Source organism: Pseudomaricurvus albidus (genome assembly GCF_018863235.1).
Lineage (GTDB): Bacteria > Pseudomonadota > Gammaproteobacteria > Pseudomonadales > Cellvibrionaceae > Pseudomaricurvus > Pseudomaricurvus albidus.
Window position 1 is genome coordinate 157,445 of sequence record NZ_JAHKRS010000009.1, and the last position, 23,866, is coordinate 181,310.

Here is a 23,866-nt window from a genome sequence, read left to right on the forward strand (position 1 = left end):
ATAAAGGCAAATTAATAACGATTAAATCATTAACGAGGAAACATGTATGGAATGGCTAACACCTCTGAAACGTGTCGTGATGGCTGGGGTCATCGGATTCAGCGTGACGGCATCATTGTCCCAGGCTGAAGAATTGGGGTATCCGGAAAAAGAAGAGCTGAAGTTCGGCTTTATTAAGCTGACGGATATGGCGCCTATCGCTATCGCCTATGAAAAGGGTTACTTCGAAGAAGAGGGCCTGTACGTCACAATTGAAGCTCAGGCTAACTGGAAAGTGCTACTCGATGGCGTGATTGATGGCCGCCTTGATGGGGCTCATATGCTGGCAGGCCAGCCCATTGCCGCCACCATGGGGTATGGAACAAAAGCGGAAATCATTACCCCTTTCTCCATGGATTTGAATGGTAATGGCATTACGGTTTCCAATGATATTTGGGAGCAAATGAAGCCCAACATTCCGAAAATGGACGATGGTCGTCCGGTGCATCCAATCAAAGCCGATGCATTGAAACCTGTTGTTGAAAAGTACAAGCAGGAAGGCAAGCCGTTCAATATGGGCATGGTATTCCCCGTATCTACGCACAACTACGAGTTGCGTTACTGGTTGGCTGCCGGTGGTATCCACCCTGGTTACTACGCTCCTGAAAAAGGCGATACCTCGGGTCAGATTAATGCCGATGCCTTGTTGTCAGTAACCCCTCCACCACAGATGCCCTCCACTCTGGAGGCTGGCACCATCTACGGCTACTGCGTAGGTGAACCGTGGAATCAGCAGGCGGTATTCAAAGGAATTGGTGTCCCTGTGGTTACCGATTATGAAATCTGGAAAGACAATCCGGAAAAGGTTTTCGGTATTACCAAAGAGTTCGCCGAGAAGTACCCCAATACTACCATTCGCCTGACGCGTGCGCTGATTCGTGCTGCCAAGTGGTTGGATGAAAATAACAACGCAAATCGCCCGGAAGCGGTGAAAATTCTGTCCCAGTCTAACTACGTTGGCGCAGATTACGATGTGATTGCCAACAGCATGACCGGTACCTTCGAGTACGAGAAAGGCGATAAGCGTGAAGTTCCTGACTTTAACGTGTTCTTCCGTTACAACGCCACCTACCCGTATTACTCCGATGCCATCTGGTACCTCACGCAAATGCGTCGCTGGGGCCAAATCCCGACCGATAAAAGTGATGATTGGTACAAAGAGTTGGCGGCAAAAGTATATCGTCCTGACATCTATCAGGCTGCTGCTGAATCTCTGATTGAAGAGGGATTAATGTCTGCTGAAGAGTTTCCGGACTTTGCCAGTGAAGACGGTTTCCGTGAGCCGCAAACCCACTTCATTGACGACATCGTGTATGACGGCACCAAACCGAACGAGTACATCAACAAGTTTGCCATTGGCCTGAAGGCTGGCGACAAGCTTTAAGCGGTCATTTATACATAGGTAACGAGGCACAGATCATGACAACAATCACGGCACTGTTCAGTAAAATTAACGACAGTCATATTGCTTCTGAGCGCTTCAAGGGCGTGTCGGGTGATTTGGCAAAAGTCATTGTCTTTCCCATGCTGGGTATTCTGGGGTTTTTGTTGTTGTGGTCTGTTGCGGCACAAAATATTGATACCTCTCTGGGGAAGTTTCCCGGGCCAGCCTCAGTGGTTGAGCAATTTGGCAATCTTTACGAAGAGCATGTGCGCGAGCGTGAAAAGGCCGAGGCTTTCTACGAACGTCAGGAAAAACGCAATGCGGATCGCATGGCGAAAGATCCGGATTTCGTCCCAAAGATTCGGGACTATACCGGTAAAGAGACGTTTCTGGATCAGATAATCACCAGTCTGGTCACCGTTGTCAGTGGATTTCTTCTGGCTGCTGCGATTGCGATTCCTCTGGGTATTGCCGTGGGGTTGAGTAAACCCCTGAACTCTGCGGTTAATCCAATTGTTCAGATCTTCAAGCCCGTTTCTCCTCTGGCGTGGTTGCCGCTGGTGACGATGGTTGTCAGTGCTCTCTACAACACGCCGGATCCTTCGGTACCGAAATCATTCCTGAACTCCATGATCACTGTGACTCTCTGTTGTCTGTGGCCAATGGTAATCAATACCTCGGTTGGAGTGGCGTCCATTGACAGTGATTTGGTGAACGTCAGTAAGGTATTGCGTCTGCCGCCTCTGACCCACGTACGTAAAATTGTATTGCCAGCATCAATCCCGATGATCTTTACCGGCATGCGTCTGTCTTTTGGTGTTGCCTGGATGGTACTGATCGCGGCGGAGATGCTGGCTCAAAACCCGGGTCTGGGTAAGTTTGTGTGGGACGAATTCCAAAACGGAAGTTCTGACTCTCTGAGTCGCATCATGGCTGCTGTACTGGTCATTGGCTTTATTGGCTTCCTGTTGGATCGAGGCATGTTGCAAATTCAACGTTATGTCTCTTGGGATAAAGCCAGCGCCGATCGCTAAGTCAATACAACGTCAGAATCACCGTTTAAGAACAGGAGAATCAATATGAGCATTTTATTAGATATCGATCACATCGACATGGTGTTTCCGACACCCAAAGGCCCGTTTACAGCTTTGAGTGATGTGAGTCTGAAGATCAAAAAGGGAGAGTTTGTATCTCTTATTGGTCACTCAGGTTGTGGTAAATCCACGGTTCTCAACGTGGTTGCTGGACTGTATCAGGCATCGAAAGGCGGTGTGGTACTGAATGGTAAAGAAGTCAATGAGCCTGGCCCTGAGCGAGCAGTTGTCTTCCAGAACCATTCACTGCTGCCGTGGTTGAGTGCTTACGAAAACGTCGAGCTGGCCGTCGATCAGGTGTTTGGCAAGAGTAAAACCAAAGCCGAGAAAAAAGAGTGGATTGAGCACAATCTGGAATTGGTGCACATGGATCATGCCATGCATAAACGCCCGGATGAGATCTCCGGTGGTATGAAACAGCGTGTTGGTATTGCCAGAGCCTTGGCCATGCAACCAGAGATTCTGCTGATGGACGAGCCCTTCGGGGCCCTGGATGCGCTGACGCGGGCACACATGCAGGATTCATTGATGGAAATTCAGGCGGAGCTAAATAACACCGTGATCATGATTACTCACGATGTGGATGAGGCTGTGCTGCTGTCTGATCGCATTGTCATGATGACCAATGGTCCAGCGGCAACCGTTGGTGAAATTCTGGATATTAATCTGGAACGTCCCAGAGATCGGTTGTCCCTGGCAGAAGATCCGGAGTACACCCATCTGCGTTCCGAAGTTCTCAAGTTCCTGTATGAGAAACAGCGCAAGGTGGAACCGATCAGTCGTAAAAGTTTATCCGGAAGCAAGAAAAAAACGGAAGCCGCCTGAAAGTCAGGTGATTCTGAAACGTAATTCACAGTGAAGTCATAAAACTAAAAACTCAACAAAACAAACAGTATGTTAGGAGATATACCATGAAATCCATGAAGCTGAATATCCTTGGGGTGGCTGTTGCTCTGGCGTGTGGCAGTGCAATGCCTGCCTTTGCTGAGGACACTGTAACTGAGGCCCTGAAAGAAGGTGATGTGACGTTAAGTTTCCGCATGCGTAATGAGCAGGTAGAAACTGACGGTGCTGATGATGCGGATCTGACGTCTCTCAAAACCCGTCTGACGTATAGCTCAGGTGATTTTCAGGGGTTTAAAGCACTGATCGAAATGGATGATGTGACCTACATCGGTGATGACGATGAGGCAGTAGGCATTGCTGATCCTGAAGGTACCGAGATTAACCAGGCGTATTTGTCGTACACCCTGGGTGGTACTACCGCAACTTACGGTCGTCAGAGAATTTTGTTGGACAATCAGCGTTTTGTGGGTGGTGTAGGTTTCCGGCAGAATGAGCAAACCTATGATGCCTTCAGTGTACGCAACAAGAGTCTGCCTGATACTGAAATCTTCCTGTCATACGTATTCAATGTAAATCGCATCTTTGGTGAAGATGACCCGCGCGGTGATAACAAGAATGACACCTACCTGTTGAATGCCAAGTATTCAGGCTTTTCCTTCGGCAGTTTTACCGGCTATGCCTATCTGATCGATAACGAAGATGTGGTTTCGTTTTCGACCGATACTTACGGTGTTCGCTTTGCAGGTGCAACCGGTGACTTTGGTTACGCGCTGGAATATGCCACCCAGTCGGATGCTGCTGATAACCCAGCGAGCTACGATGCAGATTATATGCTGGCTGAGGGTTCCTACACGGTGGGTGGTGTGAAACTGTTGGCGGGCTATGAGGTGTTGGGTGCTGATGGCACCGATGGTCAGTTTATTACTCCGCTGGCGACGTTGCACAAATTCCAGGGGTGGGATGACAAGTTCCTGGGCGGTGGTTCCGGTAACATTCTGGGTGGTATCCGGGATATGTATTTCTCCGCGTCGACCAGTCTGGCCGGCTTCAAGTTGGCTGTGGTTTATCACGATATGGAATCGGATGATTCAGGTGCATCTGGCATGGATGACCTGGGTTCTGAAGTGGGGCTGGTGGTCGGCCGAGCCTTTGGTCCGATGAATTTCAGTGTGAAATACTCAGAGTATTCTGCGGATGATTTCAGTACTGACACGGATAAACTGTGGTTAACCGCTGAGGCGAAGTTTTAATTTCTTTCCCTGAGTCATGCGAGTTTTGGCCAGATATCTTTCATGATATCTGGCCTTTTTTACGTACGGGCCATGTCTTTCGTGTCGGCAATGACAGGAATCATTTTACAGGGCGTTGCTGAGAGGATCTGGTGAACTGAAATTGATGATTTTACGCTGTCTGTCCAGTTCCAATAGGAAATTGACGTGTGCGGGCAGGGTTTGCAAGGTGTTTTCTGTGATTCGCTGATAGTGCTGCACAAACCGTTGAATTTCCTCTCTGGACATCAAGCCCTTCCCCGTACTCTTCTGTTTGAGCTTTTCTTCCTGTTCCACCCGCCAGTTATAGACACATTCGAAAGAAGGGGCCTGTAACATGATTTTTACATCCAGTAGCCGAAACAGCTCGCGATAGCCCAGTTGCAATTGAGCATTGACGTAGTGTCGCCAATTGCCTTCCGGGTCTTCTTTTTCTTCCAGTGCATTGACCGGATCCACCAGACTGCTCATGGGTTGTGCTTCCGAACCAACACACCAGCCTTCCAGGATGACAATATCGACAGGGGCGTGACGTGAATCCCACTGATGTTGAGGTGCTCGATCATCCTGTGCTTTGTCAAAGCGGGGGATGGCTACGTTTCTGGAACTCTTGGTCAGTGCCCTCAGGGTATCCAGGGCGAGGCGAATGTCATGTGTGCCGGGCACGCCACGAGTCAGTAGCAGAGGGTGAACATCGGCCGCCAGTTTTTGACGCTCAGCTTTCGTCAGGTAAAAGTCGTCGATCGAGATGGCTACAGTATTCAGCTCAAATTCGGTATTCCACAGGGTTACCAGGGCATCCGAGAGGGTTGTTTTACCGGATCCCTGCGAGCCATTAACCCCAACAATCAAAGGGTGTGCGTCATTTTGGCGCTTTTTGGCCAGGGCTTGCGCTATGGGGCGAGCGTAGTTATCGATGGTGTCAATGTACTGAGCGGGCAGTTGGTGGCGTTCAAAAAATTGATGCAAAGCAGACTGTTGCATAAAAGGAATGTCCCTATGTCGGTCTTTTCATTAGTATACTGAACCTTAAAAGGCAGAACACTTGTAAAGCCTGAGCAATATTTGTACCGGGCTGAGTGCCCACCAGAGGAGCGGTTTGTTGGATAGTAAGAATAGTATTGAGCCCGGAGTCGATTTGGGCGATCGTCCGGATATCCCTCTGATTGTTGCCTGCTTTCCTCTTATCTTTCTGGTGGCGACGCTGAGCCTGAACGTCTTTATTTTTGGCGATGATGCTGTGGGCGGTTCAAATCAGGTACTTCTGATGGCCAGTGCGGCTGTGGCGTCCATACTGGCAGTTTTTTTTCATACCTCCTGGCAGACGATTGAAGAGGGCATCTGCAACAGTCTGAAAATCGCCATTCCCGCCATGTTGATCTTATTAATGGTTGGGGCTTTGTCCGGGGCATGGCTGCTGTCTGGCGTCATACCCACAATGATCTTCTATGGGTTGCAGTTACTCGATGCCAGTTGGTTTCTGGTATCTGCTGTTATCATCAGCGCAATTGTTGCCTTGTTTACCGGCAGTTCGTGGACAACATCAGCTACCATCGGTATTGCCCTCATGGGAATCGGTAAAGTGCTGGGGATTTCTCCGGGACTGGTGGCCGGTGCGATTATTTCTGGGGCGTACTTTGGCGATAAGATGTCCCCGTTATCGGATACGACCAATCTGGCGGCGGCTGCCACGGGTACTGAGCTGTTCACGCATATCCGCTATATGATGCTCACTACCATCCCTTCTATTACCCTGGCGCTGTTGGTGTTTGCGGTGTTGGGCGCTGGTGTTACGGAGCCAGCTGGTTTGGAATCTGATGCGATTGCCGTGACTTTGCAAGAGCATATCAATGTCTCTCCGTGGTTATTGCTGGTACCTTTATTGGTGCTGGTGATGATTTTGCGCAAGGTACCGGCTCTGCCTTCACTGTTTGCCGGAGTTGTGGCTGGGCTGGCGTTTGCATTGCTGTTTCAGCCTGAGCTGATTCGCACCATTGGTCGTGAAAACAGTGGGACAGAAGAATTTCTTCTCTATCGCGGTATCATGCAGGCCTGCTTCGGTGATGTCGCAATTCAAACGGGCAATCCCGTATTGGATGAACTGTTAACGTCTGGTGGTATTTCCGGCATGCTGGGAACCATCTGGCTGATTATTTCAGCGATGATGTTTGGTGGGGCTATGGAGGCTTCCGGTTTTCTGCAGCGCATCACTCAGGTATTGATCAGCAGGGCCAGGTCAATTCTTGGTCTGGTCGCCACCACCGCAGGTACTTGTGTATTCAGTAATGCAACTACGTCTGACCAGTATCTGTCCCTTGTAATACCCGGGCGTATGTTCACCGCAGCCTACCGCGAGCGTGGTTTGGCTTCACAAAATCTCAGCCGGACTCTGGAAGATACCGGTACGGTCACTTCGGTGTTGATTCCCTGGAATACCTGTGGAGCCTACCACGCCACGGTTCTGGGTGTGGCGACGCTCAGTTACGCGCCATTTGCCTTCTTCTGTCTGATCAGCCCGTTTATGACGTTGCTGGTGGCCGCCACGGGTTATCGGCTGGTGAAGTTACCGCAGAGAGGTTAAGTTGGCGACGGTTTTAAATCCCCGTCTCTCAGCAGGTCCACAACCGGTTGCAGTGATGGTGTGAGTGTCGAGGTGTTGCTGAATACAGCAAAGACCTCGCGACTGACACTGATAGCCCCAGTAACCGGAAAGACCTGTCGCTTCTCAATGTAAGGCGTTATCAGGGCTGTCGGAAGAAAGGCTGATCCTCCGTGTGACAGTAAAAACTCCAGAGCAATGTGACTCTGGGCTGTGTGTAATACAGGGATGACAGGTTGGGGAAACAGTCGGGCGTGTTGCAGGTTAAACGCGGTGCCCCAGTCGACAAAGATATAGCCCGTTCTGGCCAGGTCTTCTGGCGTCATCTCGGCTTCGCTGGACACCAGCACCAGTTCAATTTCTCCGATCTTAATCGCTTCCAGTTCAGCCACCTGGGGTGGGTCAAGCACCACAATCATATCCAGTCGGCCAGCCAGCAATGCACGGGTCAGTTCCTGAGCGGAGCTGATTTCTGTTCGCAGGTGAAGCCCTTCTATGGTTGCGGCCAGCCTGGGCAGGGCAGCCTGCAAGAAAGTGTCCCAGAGGTTCGAGGTCCCGCCCAATGCCAGTTGAATGTCCTGGCCTTCCGAGACTGCCACATCCTGTAGTGCGAGCTGCCAGGAGGCGAGGATGTTCTCGGCGTGAGGCAGCAATCGATCGCCGGCGGAGGTCAGCAGGATATTGTTGCGCTCGCGGGTAAACAGCGGCAGGCCAATGATCTCTTCAAGTTGGCGAATCCTGAAACTGACCGCAGATTGGGTTAAAAACAGGTTCTCAGCAGCCTGTCCAAAATGCCGGGTTCTGGAGACTTCAAGGAAGGTTCGGAGCAGTTCTGTGTTCATTGGGGGGTATATCCCGCGAGATCGTTACCGAGTGTTTCAATCAATTCTGTTTATCGAAACTACAAAAAAAAGTCATTGTACAGGCAAAAGTGGTGTAAACATAATCGCGGCAACAGGGCCTGTCTGGGTTTTTTTAAACAATCTGGGTGAACACTATGACTACACAATCACAGGATTTTGATCAAAAGGGGCGCAAGTTCTGGGGAACTGATCACTTCCCATATGGTTTTGCCAGAAGTGGTGAGTTCACTCGAGAGCAGGTGCAATTACTGGAAAATCACGGCTATGCCTATCAGGCGCTGGCTTTGGGGGAAAGATCTCCCCAGACCCCTGAAGAAGAGGACTTTGTGAAGTTCTGCCAGGGGGAAAAAGACCCGCAGACCAAGCATGAGAAGGTTTGGGATCGGTTTATGAAAAAATCCAGCCAGCGCGTTCTCTTTGTCTCGTTGGGCGCCAGCTCTAACGACGACGATGGTGCCAGTATGGCATCTTATGATGATGTGGAAGATTTCTAACCCAAGACGTCAGCGGTTGTTCTTGCGGGAAGGGTGATCGAATCCTCTGATCGTTCGTCCCGCACGCCTCTCAAAAGAGCCTGATTTATCAGGTTGCCTCAATTATTGCCTGACCGGACGCTTCTGTAATTTTCGTTGCAGTGTACGTCTGTGCATTCCCAGCGCCCGGGCGGTGGCTGATATGTTGCCATCGTTTTCGCCCAGCACCTTCTGAATGTGCTCCCATTCCAATCGGCTAACGGAAGGTGGTGTGGCCTGAATTTCAGTTTCATCATCACCGTCGCTGCTTTCAAATGCCTGCAAGATGTCGTCGGCGTCGGTGGGTTTACAGAGGTAGTGATGAGCCCCCAGTTTGATCGCCTCTACCGCAGTATTAATGCTCGAATAGCCGGTCAGGATGACGATCATCAATTCCGGTTGTAGGTGCTTGAGCTTGCGAATCAGAGGCAAACCGGACTCGTTGGCGATTTTCAGGTCCAGAACGCAGCGATCCATGGCGTGCTTCTCGCACAGCGTCAATGCCTCGGCGCTGTTGTGCGCTTCAAAGACTTCGTATCCTCGACGCCGGAAGGCTCTGGCCAGGACATGGGTTAGCGTGATGTCGTCATCTACAACCAGCAGTTTTAAGGATTCTGACATACCTCAGGCGTCCTCTGTGGTGGCGGTTAACGGCAAACTCAGAGTGGTCAGAGTACCTTTTTCGGGATGCTGCGACAGACTGACGACACCCTCATAGCGCTCAATGGCTGCGCGTGTTAGAAATAATCCCAGCCCACGTCCCTGACCTTTATCAGACACAAAGGCTTTGCCGAGATCTTCCGCAATGGCCGGGTCGATACCGGGACCTTTGTCGTGAATGGCAATGGTCAGTTTTTGATGGGTCCAGTAAACCTGTATATCAATCCCGATTGGCTCGGCATCGGCCGCGTTATTGAGCAGATTACTGATGGACTGGGCAATGGTGGGTTGCCAGCGAACCTGAACATCCGGGGAGTCCGCATCAATATGGATATTGGCTTCGACTTCGGGACGCAGCAGTAACCAGTCATCAATAATTTTGCTGCAGTGTTGTCTGACGCTATAGGTTGGCAAAATCCCGTCCTTGAGTTCGCTGGCCTGTTGATTCAGTTTGCGTAAGGTATCGGAACAGTGCGAGACCTGTGTCTGCAACAGATGTAAATCCTCTTTAAGCTCGGAAGGGGAGTCGTGCTCCGACTGCATTTCGTGCAACAGGGTTTTGATGGTGGTTAAGGGGGTTCCCAAATCGTGGGCGGTACCGGCAGCCAGTGTGGCAACAGCCATTAGCTGTTCGTCACGCAGTTTGTCTTCACGCAACTGCGCGAGGGTGGCGTCCTGCCGACGCAGTGAGCTGGCCATGGCGAGTACAAAATAACTGATCAACAGTGCACTCAGTAGAAAGTTGATCCACATTCCGATGGTGTGGATGCTAATGGCGGCTCCATGATTTTGGTGCACTGAAGCCGAATGCCCCTGGGGTGCAATATCTGGCAGGGGAATTTTGAAAAAAATCAGACTGGTATAGAGCGCCAGAGAGATCAGTACCAGTAGCCAGGTAAAATGTCGGGGCAGTGTGGCCGCAGCAATACACAGGGGTACCAGATAGTAGGAGACAAACGGGTTGTCGCCGCCACCGGAAAAAAACAAAAGCAAGCTTAAGCCCAGTACATCAATCAGCAGCTGAGTGAAAAATGCCAGCTCTGATGCACTGTGAGAAATATGCAGTAAAACCAGAGTGGCAATGGAAATCAGAGTCAGGCCCGACACAACCATCAGTAATGATCGGTAAGGCAGCGGAAGATGCAGCTGCCAGAAACAGTAACCCAGTGCCGTACAGATCATCAGCAGGAATAACCCGCGAATCAATAACAGGCGTCGCAGGTTTTCTTCGGGGGCAGAGGCGGTAAATTTAAAACTGTTCATGGCGGTATCATAAGCGACTTTCAACCCCGTCCCTAGTGTTAAGCCGCTGTGAGTCTGTTACCAGTGATAGGTGAGCCCCAGCAGCAGGCTGCGTCCCGTACCGTAGAGCCGCTGGCCGACGGCAATATCGTCGTTGCCGCTGATTCGGTTGTAACCTGCCAGATGATCCTGGTAGCGTTTGTCCGTGAGGTTGTCGATGCCTGCCCGTAACTGCAGGGCCTGAGTCATGTCGTATGTGGCGAACAGGTGTAGCAGACCGTAACCGGCAGTTTTGGCTTCCTCATTGTAGGCAGAAACATGATGTTGCTGGTCAAACACTTCGCTGATCAACTGCATTTTCCACTGGTTTTGCTGATAGTTGAGTGCCAGACGATGGTTGAGGGGGGCAATTCGGTACAGATCGTCACTGCCGTCGGTGCGTTTGCCGCGAACGTAATTCAGCGTGCCGGATAAGGACCAGTGAGGATTCAATTGCAGTCCGTATGACAGCTCACCACCATAAAGTTTGGCGTCAATGTTGTTGTACTGCAGGGCCGGTTTTCCATTGCTCATCATACTGGCAAACATGGTGATGGCGTTGTCTGTCATCATGTCGCCACTGGGTTGATAGGGGGTGCCCTGAATGTAATTGTCGACATCGCGATAGAACGTTTGCAGGGAAATGAAACCCGTGTCGCTGCGGTAATCAACGCCCAGATTCAATTCGTCAGAGGTTTCGCTGTCCAGATCCAGATTCCCCAAATAGGTATAACCGTCGGCCAGACCTCCGCTGGATTGCAGGGGTAGCCAGAGATAGCGTTCCTGGTAGGAGGGTGCTCGCTGTTTGCTGGCAAGGCTGGCATTAAGGCTCAGGGCTTCATTGATCTGGTAGGAAGTTTTGAACACAAGGTCGCGATTATGGTCAGTGATTTCACGGTCGCTGTTGTTGAAGCTCATAGCCAGCCTATTGGCCATGTTGGTCATCATGGTCATATTCATCATGCCATTCATACCACTGCCCAGGAAGGCTCCGATGTTGTCGGCGTCCATGGAAACCTTGTTGTAACGCGCCCCCAGTTCCCAGCTGAAATTACCGTGAGTTTGTTGCCATTCGGCAAAGACTCCGGTGATATTGCGTTCGGCATCGTTGAAATTCAGGATTTCAAACATGGCCATATCCGGATTGGTGATCAGGGCGCTGTGTTCGGTTTCCGAGCGATCTACGCCCATACGAATCAGGCCACTGTCCAGAGGCAGGGTGGCCATTAATTTATGCATCAATTCGCGGCCGCTGGCCTGTGTATGGCGGGGTCCCATCATGGGTTGAGGTCGCAGACTGTAGTTATCCATACCGTGGTCTACATCGGTATAGCTGCTGTTCCAGGAAAACAGAATGCCCGCAACTTGAGTGGATGCATTGAGGCTGGCCAGATTCGTATCAATGGATGTGATGTCCATGGGCAGGGCGGGGGTGCCTGAGTCTTCGGTATTGTTTTTACCCACTTTGAGATTGAGCTGGGTGTTACCCTGTCGATAACCGTAGAACACATCATTGCGCTGGCGTTCGTAAGCGGTGCCGTCAAGATCGCCACCGGAGAATGTACTGTCATCAGCGTGGTCATAGCTGCTGCTGAATCCCAGTTTGTGATGTCTGTTGGCGCCTGTGAGCTGAACGCTGGAACTACTGCCGCGGTTTTGGCTGTTCCAGATGCTGTGGATGCGGGCATCCAGTGTTGCCTGATCGCTGTCGGTGAAGTCGCCCTGATAACTGGTGGCATCGATTTGCCCTCCAAGCGTTTCCTGTCCCTGACTGACCGAGGCCGTACCACGGGTAATCTCCAGACCGTCGAGTTGAGATGCGGGGATATAGGACAGTGGTGTGTCCATGGCATTGGGGCCGCCGCTGATAATGCTCGCTCCATCAATCGACACATTCACACGGTCACCGGACAACCCGCGGTACTGGGCGATACCCGTCAGCCCGCCATTGCGATTAACGGCCGCTCCGGGCAAGGTTTTTAACGCTGCGGCGCTGTCTGCCGCCTGAACGTCTTCCACATTCAGGGCATGGCTCGCGTTGAGCGGCCAGGACTTCTCTTCAACGGATACGATGGGCAAAGACTCTGCCTGAGCTGGCAGGTGGGCAATCAGAATACCGGTGGCGAGCAGACTGCGTGTGAGCATGGAATCTTCCTGAATCAATGAGAGCTGGTGACCTGCTCCGGTTTCTCTGAGCAAATTGGTCTCAGAGGGAGGGCCGATGTTAAAGAGGTATTTTACGTCAGGGGGTGGAAGCCGAGGATGCGACACATTGTCGCAGTGGGTATTGTCCTGATGGATACGGTTCGACAGCAGCGAATTCAGTCTCTGTAGCCAATCTGTGTTTTAATAGCGCCCGCTTTTAAACCTTAATCAACATCCCGGATTATTTGTGAAGCAGTCCGTCTCTTTTACCGAAGGCCCTGTCGGGCGTCAGTTGACCCTTATGGCTCTACCCATGGTGTGGGGGCTTCTGGCCACCATGTCATTCAATGCGGTGGATACCTTTTTTGTTGCCCAGCTGGGCAGCGATTCGCTGGCAGCCATGAGCTTTACCTTTCCGGTAGTGATGTTAGTCACCAGCATGGCCATTGGACTGGGCGCGGGGACCTCATCGGTGATGGCACGACGCCTGGGCACAGGTGACGTGAACGGAGCCCGTCAAATGGCGGGTGATACTTTGTTACTCAGTTTCATCCTGTCGCTGGGCATGATGGCTCTGGGGCTGGCGACGGTGGAGCCATTGTTCCTACTGTTGGGGGCCGAGCCGCACCTGTTGCCACTGATCTCGGATTACATGACGATCTGGTATCTCAATACCCCGTTTGTCATTGTCCCCATGGTGATGTCTTCCATGATGCGGGCAACGGGCAACAACAAGTTTGCCGGCCTGTTGATGCTGATTTCCGCGCTGGTGAATGTGGTACTGGATCCGCTACTGATTTTTGGCTGGGGGCCGATTCCTCGGCTGGAAATTGCCGGAGCGGCCTGGGCGACGGTGATTACCCGAATCGGGATGACCCTGGCCTCGTTCTATTTTGTCGCGAGCAAGCTGAACCTGATGGCCTGGCCACACCGGCAGTGGGCTGGTCTGATATCCTCCTGGCGTGCGGTGTTACACATTGGTTTACCGGCAATGGGTACCAATATGATTATCCCGCTGGCAGGCGGCATAACCGTGGCGCTGGTGGCCAGTCATGGAGTTGATGCTGTGGCTGGATTCGGGGTAGCCATGCGCATTGAACCGGTGGTGTTGATAGCTTTTTATGCGGTCTCAGGTGTCATTGGCCCCTTCCTTGGACAAAATATGGCGGTTCAATATCACGCGCGACAGCAACAGCTATTGAGCACTGTGTTGAAATTCAGTCTGGTCTTTGGCTTGATTTTAGCGCTGCTGCTGTGGTTTTCAGGTAGGGTCGTGGTGTCCTGGTTCAGTGATTCTGAGCAGGTCATTGATGTCGCTGTTGCTTATTTGAGCATCGTGCCCCTCAGCTATGGCTGCGCAGGGCTGGTCATGTCCGTATCGGCGGGCTTCAATGGGTTGGGGCACCCCATGCCGGCGATGATGATCTCTGTATTGCGGGTTCTGGGCTTGTATTTACCCCTGGCTTTGGCCGGACAGTGGTTGTGGGGGCTAACCGGGCTGTTTATTGCCACTGCGAGCTGTAATGTCGTGATGGCGATATTGGGGTATTGGTGGTTGTCCTCGTATTTGGGGCAGGTTCAGGCTCAGCTAGGTTTCAGTGATTAATTCACTGACCGCTTCTTTCTAAGATCAAGTCGATGTTCTGAAGTGCTCATTGTTGTAATCACTGCACAGTTAAATATGCTATTGCTTGTTAAGTGGGTTGCACTGTTTGTGAAAACCGAATTCCCAGTGAGTGTGGGTTAAAGGGCGCACTTGCTACTATATTCAAAACAGAATGATGGGGCGTCCCCTGAGGGTAATTTGAGTGTTGGGCTGGCTACTCGAGATACGCAAGGTGTGTTTAAATATAAGTTTGGGCCTGCTTATATCTTTAAATTAAAAAGAATAAAATACACGATGGGTGCAGTAAGTCATTGAACAATTTTCCTGTGGCAAGGGTTGTTCGTGAGTTCCTATTCTTCAATTCTAACCCAATAGATAATATCGCAGGTTAAACGAAAGTAACCTTACTACAAGGAAAGCATGTGAGCGGGATTTTTCACGGTTGGACTAAGGTCTTCAAATCAATGGCCGGGCGCAAGGAAGTCTTGCTCTATTGTCTGGCAATTCACCTGTTGGGGTTGGCATTACCCCTGGCTTTATTACAAATCTATGATCGCATCCTCCCCAGCCAATCATTTGGTACTGCAACACTGTTGATATCAGGCGTCGCTTTGGCAATTCTGTTGGATGCACTGTTGCGTTATGGTCGTGTTCGCTACTTTGCCAGTTGGAGTGCGCGTTACGAGACCAAGTCGCTGCTGGATATGTTCAACCGCATGCTACGCACCGATGTGGAAGAGCTCGAAAAGAAAGGTGGCGAACGCATCAGTGAAGCGGTGCGATCTATCGCCCAAGTGCGGGATTTTGCCTCGGGCCAGGCCTTGCTGGCCCTTTATGATCTACCGTTTATTGCCGTTTATATCCTGCTTATTGCCTACGTTGCTGGTGCTCTTGCCTTGATCCCTTTGGCATTGTTTGTCATTGCGTTATTGCTGACGTTGTTGATCGTCAAGCGTGCGCTGGAGGAGTGGCGTGAAGTGGAAACATTAGGTGGTGAACGCCAGTCGCTGCTTTGGTCCGTGGCGGCTGGAGCTCCCTATTTCAAAAGTCTTGGTGCCGAGCCGCAGATAGGGCGTCGTTTTAGCGAGAGCAACCAGCGATTTCTCACAGCCAATGCCCGAAGCGAACGCTATGCTGCGGTTGTGCGTGAGAACTCCGCTTTGTTGGGACAGCTGTCCACCATACTGATTGTCTGTTTTGGTGCTCATCAGGTCATTGAAGGGCAGTTGACCACCGGTGCGCTGGCAGCAGCCACATTGTTGGCGGGTCGCTCTATTGGACCCGCTATGGGAGCATTGACGTTCCTGCTGCGCACTGGTCAGGTGGCTGAGGCCAGCGACAAGGTGGATAGCCTCTTGTCTCTTCCGGACAGTAACGGGCTCAATTATGGTGAAGGTCTTGACACACTGCCGCCGCAACCTCAGTTGCAGCTGGAAGGTGAATGTCTGGAGGGGGGGCGCCAACTGGTAGATCATGGTACCTGTGTCTTAGTGGAGGGGCGCGATCCTGTGAGTGTCTCCAATCTGTTGCTGGATGTAGCAGGATTAACCCCCGAGCGTCATGTGCGCATCAGTATTGATGGCCAGTCGCGTTCGGCGTATACAGCCCATGCCTATCGCGAAGCGGTGGCCTATGTACCGCGTATGACCACGCTACTTCCGGGATCCATATTGAATAACCTGACGCTTTACGATCCTCGATACAATGCTCTGGCACATGACTTTGCTGAACGCCTCGGGCTGCAGCCTTTCCTTGATAATTTGCGTAACGGCATTCTCACTGAAGTAGGTCCCGCACTGGCGGAATCTCTGGATGAAGGTATCTATCAGCGTATCGCCATTATTCGTGCGTTAGTCCGCAAGCCCAAATTGCTGTTGCTTGATCATGCTGCGGCGGGGTTGGATATGGATGGCCAGAAACGTCTGGCCCAGATACTGGGATCGTTACAGGGAGAAACCACGGTGTTGTTAGCCTCTAGGAAGCCGCTTCTGCAGTCGGTATGTCAACAGACCATTGTGGTGCAAGGAGGCATGCATGACTGACACAATGAGTACCTCGCAAGTGACAGCGGTACCCGGGCAGCTTTCATACCTCAGCGAAGAGGAGCGCTTGAGCGGCATTCGCTTGGTGCTGGGTGAGCAGCGCTTGAATTCTTCCCCATTGGCTCGGGTATTGGCTCCACTTTTGGTATCGCTCGACTGGTTTGGTTCTCCGCGTAATCTTCATGGGCAGTTGCCCAGTGATCCCAGTTGTTTTGAACGTGAACATCTTTCAGCTTTGTTGCAGGAAATAGGTTTCAGACTTTCAGTTTGGCAGCCGTCAACTCGCCAAACTCGACCGCAGCCGCTGATCACAGGGACTCTGTGTGTGGCGGAAGATGAGTGCGCGGTGTATTTGGGGCAGGTGGACGGTGTCGAGTGGTGGCACGACGGTATCTCTACCCGCAGCGACTGGCAGCCGCCAGTCGGGGCTCAATGGTTGCTGGTGCAACGGGATATATCCCATACGCCTCTGGGGGCTTCCCAGCCTAACTGGTTCAGTGGCTTGCTGGCTCTGGCACGACGGGAAATGACCGGGATTGCCTGGGTCAGTTTGGTCATTAACTTGCTGGCGCTGGGGGTGTCTCTTTTCACCATGACGGTCTATAACCGCGTGATTCCCAGTGGTACTACAGATACTCTCTGGAATCTGGCATTCGCCGCTCTGCTGGCTGTCGCCGGAGGATGGTGGCTACGTCTGGGGCGAACCTTGACGGTCAGTCAATTAGGTTCCTGGTCAGGTATAAAGGTCGGTGATGCCGCTTTGCGGAAGACCATGGGGCTCTCACCGGAGGCGGGCAGTCGGGGCGGTATTACCAGTGTCATGAATCGCTTTCGCTCTCTGGCAACGGTGAGGACATTTGTCTCGGGGCTGACCACCGGTGGCATGATTGATTTGCCGTTTGTTGGTGTGTTTCTGTTGGTTATTGCATTGCTGGGTGGCTGGCTTGTGCTGGTGCCCATGTTAGGACTACTGGCTTTTTATCTGGCCGCAAAATTAACCACGGGTTATTTGCGGCAGAGAACACAGGCGGCGAGTCGCGCCAGTGTGCGCTTGCAGGAAAACGTACATGCTGCTGTCAGTCGTTTGCGGGTTTTACAGGGAGTTTCCGGGCACGAAGTTTGGATGGCCCGGTTAGCGGATCTTGCGGTAGACGCAGCCGAAGCCAACAAAAATGTAAATCTGGCCATGGCGCTGGTACAAAGTGTGGGCCATAGCATCGGGATGTTGACGGTACTGGCCACCATGGCCACTGGTATTACGCTGGTGCTGGAGGGTGTCATGAACGCTGGTGGCCTGATTGCCACCATGATGCTGATCTGGCGTGTAACAACTCCAGCGCAACAGGTATTTCTGGGAGCAGTTCGTTTGCAGAACGCCCGTGATTCCGTACAGCGTATCGATCAGTTGATGGCCTCGGTGGGAGAACTATCCAATCCGCAGCTGTGCTCCCCGATTACAGCGCTGGCACCGGTGGTTAAATCAGACCGACTGTTTTACCGCTATCAGGCCAGCAGTGAACCTGCGCTCAACGGGATCAGTTTTGATGTGGCAGAAGGTGAGAGAGTTGTCGTTGCGGGGCCCAATGGTGCAGGAAAATCCACTTTACTGAGTTGTCTGGCTGGTATTGCAACGCCGCAAAATGGTCGAGTGATGGTAGGAGGACGTGATATCCGTCAGTTTGATCCGGCTGACTACCGCTCCTGGGTCGGCTTTTTACCCCAGGATGTCACCTTTTTACCAGTTATTGTTAAGGCCTTTTTGTCACTTGGTCACATCGGCGTCAGTGTTGCGGAAATGGAGCAAGAGCTGAGGCGAGTGGCAGGAGAGCGCTGGTGGCAACTGTTTGGTGTATCGTCTGCCGAACAGGCCTTTGAACTGACCCTGATTCCCGATGGCCGCAGTCCCCTGCAGATGCGCTTGCGCAACGTGCTTGGGCTGGTGCATGCCCTGTTGGGACAGCCGCGCTTATTATTACTTGATGACCCGCTTAATGATGAAGATCCGGTGCTGGATGCGCGTTTGTCAGCCTTGCTGGATCAATTACATGGTAAAACCACAGTTATTATTGCTACTCACAGGCCGGAATTTATTAAAGCCGCGGACAAGCTGGCTATTTTGGATCAGGGCAACCTGGTTTATTTCGGTGAAGTAAATAAAGAGGAAGAGACGGAGTTGCCGTCCGCATGACTGCTCAACATACAAGGAATGCAAACCTATGAAGGTAAATGAGGTGCCAAGTATTATTGATATTGCCGGTGGCTCGCAGAGTTCGGCGGATAAACTGGCCAGTCTGTTGGACAGCGGTACGGGGCATTCACGGATGCTCACCCGTCTGTATCAATCTGTAGCGGTACTGACATTGCTGTTTCTGCTGTGGTCTATGATCGCAGAAGTGGAGGAGCTGGCTCGTGCCCGGGGTGAGGTAAAGCCGGTGTCCAGAGTGCAGCAATTGCAGACTGAAGAGGGAGGGATTCTGGCCGAGTTGCTGGTGGAACCTAACCAGTATGTAGAAGCTGGTGATGTGATTGCCCGTTTTTTCTCCACCAATATTGAAAAAGATACTTCCCAGGTGGCATTGCGTCAGGCGGCCTTGAAAATCAGCCTGGAGCGTTGGGGTGCTATCGCTGATGGTCGTGAACCCGACTTTACCCCCTTCGAACAATATCCGCGCCTGGTCGATGAGAACCGCAAGCTGTATAACAATCAACTGCAGCTCAACAAGGCTTTGGTTGACGGCAAACTGGCCAGCGTGAATCAGATCAATACTCAAATCAAAGGCTTGCAGGCTGAACTGCCTCAGGCGCAACAGGAACTGGATTCACTCAGGGATGTGCTGGCACGTGATCGAAAAGGTGCAGAGAAAGGCTTGATTTCGGCAGTACAGGTGTCTGAGGCACAGCAGCGTGTTTCCGCCTCCGAGCGTACTTTGACGAGTCTGCAATCCCAGTTAGCATCTGCAAAGGACAGTCTCAACGAGGCTGAGGCTGAGCTTGAACAGGCCCGCGATCAGTTGATTCAGGATGCCCGTAGCGAACGCAGCGACCTGATTGAGAAAATTGATGAGCTTGATGCCGAACTGCAGGCTCTCCAGACTCGCAAAGGTCGTCGTGAAGTGATAGCCCCTGTGGCCGGTTTCGTGCAAAAACTGCCGGAGACTCAGGTGGGTGCGGTACTTCAGCCTGGTGGTCTGGTGGCGGAAGTGGTGCCGGTAGATGGCGGAGTCATTATGGAAGTGATGTTGGCTCCACGGGACATTGGTTTTGTGCGTGTTGGTCAGCAGGCGGTGGTAAAAGTCGATGCTTTTGATTACAGCCGTTTTGGATCAGTAGCGGGTGAAGTTAAGTCTATCTCTCCAACATCTTTCAAGAATGAACGCGATGGCAGTGCCTTCTACAAGGTCTATATTTCTATGAAAGAGCCCTACGTTGGTGGCAACAAAGCAAGACGTCTGCTGCCAGGTATGACCGGAGAGGTGGATATTGTGACAGGTGAGAAAACGGTGTTTCAGTATCTGGCCAAGCCTGTGTTTACCGGTATGGATACCGCATTTTCTGAGCGTTGAAGCAATATGGCTACGCGTTAAAAGGTATTTGCTATGACTGATGTGCCCTCCAATAACACTCCAAAGGATAAACAGCTGCCAGATGAAAATCTGCAACAGGGGGGCAAGCAGAAAGCAAAGCTCTCTGCAGGGCAAGAGGCAGAGCTAAAGTCGGAAAATGACAAGGCTCAAGAGAGCTTCAAACAGCGTGAAGAACGGTTGGCTCGGGAGGTAAAATCTGCCCCTGAGAGGCACAGTCGTCCCGATGAAAACGAGCCGGAAGGCTGGGATGTCAGCTCTGATGCTGAGTTGCCTCAAGAGGCTGATGCGAAATCAGAAGGTTCCTTTTCTTCAGGCTCGACTCCACTGGCGCAGGACGCAATATCAGATTCTGCCGACAGTGTCGCATTACCCTTTAGTCCCGCTGTCTCTGAAAATACAGGGATACAGCTTGCAACCGATCAGTGGACGCAGTTACCTCTCCGTGATGGCATAACCCAGGACTCGTTGCCCAAACTGTTGGCTGTTTGGGAAATGTTCGGCGAGGCGATAGAGGATGTCAATGACAGTAACCCGCTGAGCTACAGCAGTGATGCTCAGGTGAGTGGTTTTAATCTTCATGCTGATGGCTCCTACGCCTTTGATCCATCTCATTCTGCCTATCAGCATTTGTTGAATGGGCAATCTCATCAGCTGATCATTCCCGTTACCGTAACCAACAACCACGGGGTTAGCGGCACTCTAAATTTGTCCCTTTCACTGGTTGGTTGGAACAATGAGCCAGTCTTGCAGCAGGCTGCGGTATCCATCCGAGAGGATGCAAGTTTGCTGGCCGGACAGTTACAAGCCAAAGATATCGATACCGGTGACAGTCTGGTTTTCAGTACCAGGGCTCAGGTGGATGGCTTCAGTCTTAACGCTGATGGGTCTTATACCTTTGATCCCTCTCACGCTGCCTATCAGAGCCTGTCGGAAAATCAGCCTCTTGTCTTGAAAATTCCGGTGATGGTCACGGACGGTCATGGGGGGACAGCCACCAGTGACTTATCCATTACAGTTATAGGTACTAACGATGGCCCCGTCTTGCAGCAGGCTGCTGTTACTACCCGAGAAGATGCCAATCTTCTGACCGGACAGCTGCAGGCCACTGATGTCGACAACGGCGATACTCTGGTTTTCAGTATCGCGGCACCAGTGGATGGTTTCAGTTTCAATGCCGACGGTTCTTACAGTTTCGATCCCGCACACTCTGCCTATCAGTATCTGTCTGCCAATCAGCCGTTAATGGTCAAGGTTCCTGTTACGGTTACCGACAGTCAGGGCGCCGTAGAAACCTGCGATGTGTTAATCACAGTGATCGGCACAAATGATGGCCCGGTATTGCAACAAGCAGCGATTTCAACCCGGGAAGATGCCAGTTTACTGACAGGCCAGTTACAGGCCGTCGATACCGATACCCGTGACACGTTGCTGTTTACCACTACGACACCTGTGGACGGGTTTACTCTGAATGCGGACGGTTCCTACACGTTCGATCCGTCACATGCGGCTTATCAGAGTTTGGCGGCAGGTCAGCCAATGATTCAGACCATAGAGGTCTCTGTCGGAGATGGTCATGGTGGCGTTGATCGCCAGCAGCTGACCATAACTTTGATTGGTACCGATGATGCTCCGAAGCTCGGAACGCTACAGGTGCTGGAAGTAAAAGAAGATAGCGGTGTAATACGGGATCGCATTGCTGTCAGTGACGTAGATCAACACGAAACCCTGCTCTTTTCTGTTGCAAGTCCGCAAGATGGATTCGTGCTCTATCCCGACGGCAGTTGGAAATTTGATCCCTCTCACCCAGCCTTCCAGCATCTTGCCGACGGTGAGGTAAAAGAGTTACGCATCCCGGTGACAGTGACCGATCACAGCGGCCTGAGTGACACTCAGATTTTGCTGATCCATGTCACTGGCACCAACGACCAGCCCAGTATTACCACCCAGGCGCCGCCATTGAACCTGCACGAAGGGGATGCGAGAGTAGAGGGTGACTTCTCTGCCATTGACCGCGACAGCACCGATGTGCTGACGTTTACTACACCCGCACCTATCCCGGGTTTTGCCATTGATCAGCGTGGTCACTGGTCGTTCGATCCCACCGACCCGGCCTATAACAAGATGCCGGCGGGGGATGTTAAAAAACTCAATATTCCGGTGATCGTGGAGGACGGTCACGGCGGCAGCGACCAGCGAGTCCTGCACATCGTCCTCAATGGCACCAATGACAAACCGGAAGTTCAGGTGACGCCGCTGCGCAATGTGCAGGAAGATCATCTGGTGCATGACCGCCTTGTCTCCAGCGATCCGGATAGCGGCGATACCCGGACTTTCTCCGTACCGGGTCATGTGGACGGCTTCACTTTAACTGCCGATGGCAGCTACTCCTTTGATGCTTCTCACCCGGCCTATCAGCTGTTGCGGCAGGATGAGGTGAAAGATGTAATGGTACCGGTGATCGTCACCGACCGGCAGGGCGCGCAGTCTTGGACCACACTGACCTTCCGCCTGCACGGCACCAATGATGTTCCGGTGGTTGGCGGTATTAGTCATGCCATTGGTGCATTAGACACTGCGGTAGGTGGAACCCTGCGAGTGGCAGGGGAATTGACAGTTGTGGATGCGGACAGCAGCGAGTCGTCCTTTCAGGCCCAGCTGCTGCATGGCAGCTACGGTGTATTGGCAATCACACCTGACGGTCACTGGAGCTATACGGCCGATGCTCATCAGTCGGCGCTTCACTCGCTGAGCGGCTCCCAACACTTGCCTGAAACCTTTACGGTTCTGACCAAAGATGGCACGTCCCATGAAATAAAACTGGAGATCAGAGGAGACAACACTCCGGCTATATTTGGCAATGTGCTCAGCGGTACTGTTAAGGAAGACGTTATCAACAGCGTGACCGCTAAAGCCACGCTTATTGACCCGGATACGGGGGAGAACCATTTTCAGGCAGTGGATCAGAATACAGCGCATGGCCATATCACCATGGACTCGGATGGCACCTGGACCTATACCCTCAATCGCGGTGATCCAGAAGTGCAGGCGCTGGCAGAAGGTACGTCACTCACGGAGAGGATACTGATTGGCAGCGCCGATGGCACGCCTCATTTCCTAACCGTGCTGGTCGCCGGTACCAATGATGCTCCGTTAATCAGTGGCGTCAGTTCCGGCGCGGTGCAGGAAGATGTCGGCAGCGGCTCGGTCAGTGCAACCCTGACCGGCAACGACCCGGATACCGGTGACGTTCTCACCTGGTCGCTGGAAGGCAGCGGGCAGGGCACCTACGGTTCTCTGTCTCTGGATACCGCTACCGGCACCTGGACCTATCAGATAGACAACAGCCTGCCGGCAGTTAATGAGCTGGCTGCAGGCGACAGTCAGCCAGACACCTTTGTGGTAATGCTCACCGACAAACTGGGCGCGGTTACCCGGCATGACATAACGGTTACCGTAAACGGCAGCAATGACGCGCCGGTCATTACCGCTACGGCTGTGGTCAGCGGTGGGGTGACGGAAGATAACACTGCCAATACCGTCTCCGGCTCGCTCACGGCGACAGATGCTGACAGCGGTGCTTCTTTGACCTGGTCGCTGGATAGCACCGATGGTACCTATGGCACAATTGCCATCGATCCGGATACCGGCCGCTGGACCTACACCCTCGACAACCACCGTGCAGGCACCCAGGCTTTGGCCGGAGGTCATACAGAGCAAGATACCTTTATCGCTACCGTGACCGACGAACACGGTGAGCTGGTACGTCACACCATCACCATCGATGTAACCGGTAACAATGATGTTGCTGTGATCAAGGGTGTGGATACGGGATCGATTACAGAAGATGCCCTGGCCGGTCGTACCAAAACACTTTACGCCGGTGGCCAGTTAACAATTACAGACGTGGATGCAGGTGAAGCCCAGTTTCAGCCTGCAACTGCTC

At 52.2% G+C, this 23,866-nt stretch carries 16 protein-coding genes; 11 read left to right on the top strand and 5 right to left on the bottom strand.

Features of this window, described 5'->3' with window-relative positions; translation table 11 throughout:
• Window positions 1-79: 79 nt before the first annotated feature.
• From KOI40_RS14790 to KOI40_RS14805, 4 genes are all read left to right on the top strand, one after another.
• On the top strand, window positions 80-1,423 hold the full coding sequence (locus tag KOI40_RS14790) for a CmpA/NrtA family ABC transporter substrate-binding protein (RefSeq protein ID WP_233710308.1): 1,344 nt from the start codon (window positions 80-82) through the stop codon (window positions 1,421-1,423).
• A gap of 35 nt (window positions 1,424-1,458) precedes the next feature.
• Window positions 1,459-2,457, top strand: coding sequence for an ABC transporter permease (locus KOI40_RS14795; protein ID WP_216098302.1), 999 nt, complete (start codon window positions 1,459-1,461; stop codon window positions 2,455-2,457).
• Window positions 2,458-2,502: 45 nt separating this feature from the next.
• The gene (locus tag KOI40_RS14800) at window positions 2,503-3,342 is read left to right on the top strand and encodes an ABC transporter ATP-binding protein (protein WP_216098303.1); all 840 of its coding nucleotides are present in this window, start codon (window positions 2,503-2,505) and stop codon (window positions 3,340-3,342) included.
• An 86-nt stretch (window positions 3,343-3,428) separates the two neighbouring features.
• A complete protein-coding gene (locus tag KOI40_RS14805; protein WP_233710295.1) occupies window positions 3,429-4,613 on the top strand; it encodes an alginate export family protein in 1,185 nt (394 codons plus the stop codon).
• A gap of 105 nt (window positions 4,614-4,718) precedes the next feature.
• Here KOI40_RS14805 and KOI40_RS14810 read toward each other — a convergent pair whose 3' ends face one another.
• A complete protein-coding gene (locus KOI40_RS14810; protein ID WP_216098304.1) occupies window positions 4,719-5,615 on the bottom strand; it encodes a kinase in 897 nt (298 codons plus the stop codon).
• A gap of 118 nt (window positions 5,616-5,733) precedes the next feature.
• On the opposite strand from KOI40_RS14810, the gene nhaC reads away from it, so the two are divergent.
• Window positions 5,734-7,212 carry a Na+/H+ antiporter NhaC gene (nhaC, locus tag KOI40_RS14815; protein WP_216098305.1) on the top strand — a complete coding sequence of 493 codons (1,479 nt, stop codon included), beginning with the start codon at window positions 5,734-5,736 and terminating at the stop codon, window positions 7,210-7,212.
• Here nhaC and KOI40_RS14820 read toward each other — a convergent pair.
• Complete coding sequence (locus tag KOI40_RS14820) at window positions 7,209-8,072, bottom strand: LysR substrate-binding domain-containing protein (protein WP_216098306.1); 864 nt, start codon at window positions 8,070-8,072, stop codon at window positions 7,209-7,211. The two genes, nhaC and KOI40_RS14820, sit on opposite strands and share 4 nt — an antisense overlap.
• Window positions 8,073-8,227: 155 nt before the next feature.
• Between KOI40_RS14820 and KOI40_RS14825 the strand changes: the two genes are divergently transcribed.
• A complete protein-coding gene (locus KOI40_RS14825) occupies window positions 8,228-8,587 on the top strand; it encodes a MaoP family protein (protein WP_216098307.1) in 360 nt (119 codons plus the stop codon).
• Window positions 8,588-8,689: 102 nt separating this feature from the next.
• Here KOI40_RS14825 and KOI40_RS14830 read toward each other — a convergent pair whose 3' ends face one another.
• The 3 genes from KOI40_RS14830 to KOI40_RS14840 are packed head-to-tail and all read right to left on the bottom strand — an operon-like array spanning window position 8,690 to window position 12,691.
• Window positions 8,690-9,226, bottom strand: a complete 537-nt coding sequence (locus KOI40_RS14830; RefSeq protein ID WP_216098308.1) for a response regulator transcription factor — start codon at window positions 9,224-9,226, stop codon at window positions 8,690-8,692.
• A 3-nt stretch (window positions 9,227-9,229) separates the two neighbouring features.
• Window positions 9,230-10,528, bottom strand: a complete 1,299-nt coding sequence (locus KOI40_RS14835) for a sensor histidine kinase (protein ID WP_216098309.1) — start codon at window positions 10,526-10,528, stop codon at window positions 9,230-9,232.
• Window positions 10,529-10,585: 57 nt separating this feature from the next.
• On the bottom strand, window positions 10,586-12,691 hold the full coding sequence (locus KOI40_RS14840; RefSeq protein ID WP_216098310.1) for a TonB-dependent receptor plug domain-containing protein: 2,106 nt from the start codon (window positions 12,689-12,691) through the stop codon (window positions 10,586-10,588).
• Between the two features lie 247 nt (window positions 12,692-12,938).
• Here KOI40_RS14840 and KOI40_RS14845 point away from each other — a divergent pair, with 247 nt between their 5' ends.
• The 5 genes from KOI40_RS14845 to KOI40_RS14865 all read left to right on the top strand — a co-directional run.
• Window positions 12,939-14,297 carry an MATE family efflux transporter gene (locus KOI40_RS14845; protein WP_216098311.1) on the top strand — a complete coding sequence of 453 codons (1,359 nt, stop codon included), beginning with the start codon at window positions 12,939-12,941 and terminating at the stop codon, window positions 14,295-14,297.
• A 422-nt stretch (window positions 14,298-14,719) separates the two neighbouring features.
• Window positions 14,720-16,339 (top strand): ABC transporter transmembrane domain-containing protein, encoded by a 1,620-nt coding sequence (locus KOI40_RS14850; protein ID WP_216098312.1) that lies wholly within the window; start codon window positions 14,720-14,722, stop codon window positions 16,337-16,339.
• Window positions 16,332-18,527, top strand: a complete 2,196-nt coding sequence (locus KOI40_RS14855) for an ATP-binding cassette domain-containing protein (RefSeq protein WP_216098313.1) — start codon at window positions 16,332-16,334, stop codon at window positions 18,525-18,527. The genes KOI40_RS14850 and KOI40_RS14855 overlap by 8 nt, the downstream gene beginning before the upstream one ends.
• A 28-nt stretch (window positions 18,528-18,555) precedes the next feature.
• Window positions 18,556-19,902 (top strand): HlyD family type I secretion periplasmic adaptor subunit, encoded by a 1,347-nt coding sequence (locus KOI40_RS14860; protein WP_216098314.1) that lies wholly within the window; start codon window positions 18,556-18,558, stop codon window positions 19,900-19,902.
• 33 nt (window positions 19,903-19,935) lie between these two features.
• A partial coding sequence (locus KOI40_RS14865; RefSeq protein WP_216098315.1) for a VCBS domain-containing protein occupies window positions 19,936-23,866 on the top strand: 3,931 nt, incomplete at its 3' end.

Coding starts and splice junctions, on each gene's coding strand:
- KOI40_RS14790 (WP_233710308.1), top strand. CDS start 80: ATGGCTGGGGTCATCGGATTCAGCGTGACGGCATCATTGTCCCAGGCT.
- KOI40_RS14795 (WP_216098302.1), top strand. CDS start 1,459: ATGACAACAATCACGGCACTGTTCAGTAAAATTAACGACAGTCATATT.
- KOI40_RS14800 (WP_216098303.1), top strand. CDS start 2,503: ATGAGCATTTTATTAGATATCGATCACATCGACATGGTGTTTCCGACA.
- KOI40_RS14805 (WP_233710295.1), top strand. CDS start 3,429: ATGAAATCCATGAAGCTGAATATCCTTGGGGTGGCTGTTGCTCTGGCG.
- KOI40_RS14810 (WP_216098304.1), bottom strand. CDS start 5,615: ATGCAACAGTCTGCTTTGCATCAATTTTTTGAACGCCACCAACTGCCC.
- KOI40_RS14820 (WP_216098306.1), bottom strand. CDS start 8,072: ATGAACACAGAACTGCTCCGAACCTTCCTTGAAGTCTCCAGAACCCGG.
- KOI40_RS14825 (WP_216098307.1), top strand. CDS start 8,228: ATGACTACACAATCACAGGATTTTGATCAAAAGGGGCGCAAGTTCTGG.
- KOI40_RS14830 (WP_216098308.1), bottom strand. CDS start 9,226: ATGTCAGAATCCTTAAAACTGCTGGTTGTAGATGACGACATCACGCTA.
- KOI40_RS14835 (WP_216098309.1), bottom strand. CDS start 10,528: ATGAACAGTTTTAAATTTACCGCCTCTGCCCCCGAAGAAAACCTGCGA.
- KOI40_RS14840 (WP_216098310.1), bottom strand. CDS start 12,691: ATGCTCACACGCAGTCTGCTCGCCACCGGTATTCTGATTGCCCACCTG.
- KOI40_RS14855 (WP_216098313.1), top strand. CDS start 16,332: ATGACTGACACAATGAGTACCTCGCAAGTGACAGCGGTACCCGGGCAG.
- KOI40_RS14860 (WP_216098314.1), top strand. CDS start 18,556: ATGAAGGTAAATGAGGTGCCAAGTATTATTGATATTGCCGGTGGCTCG.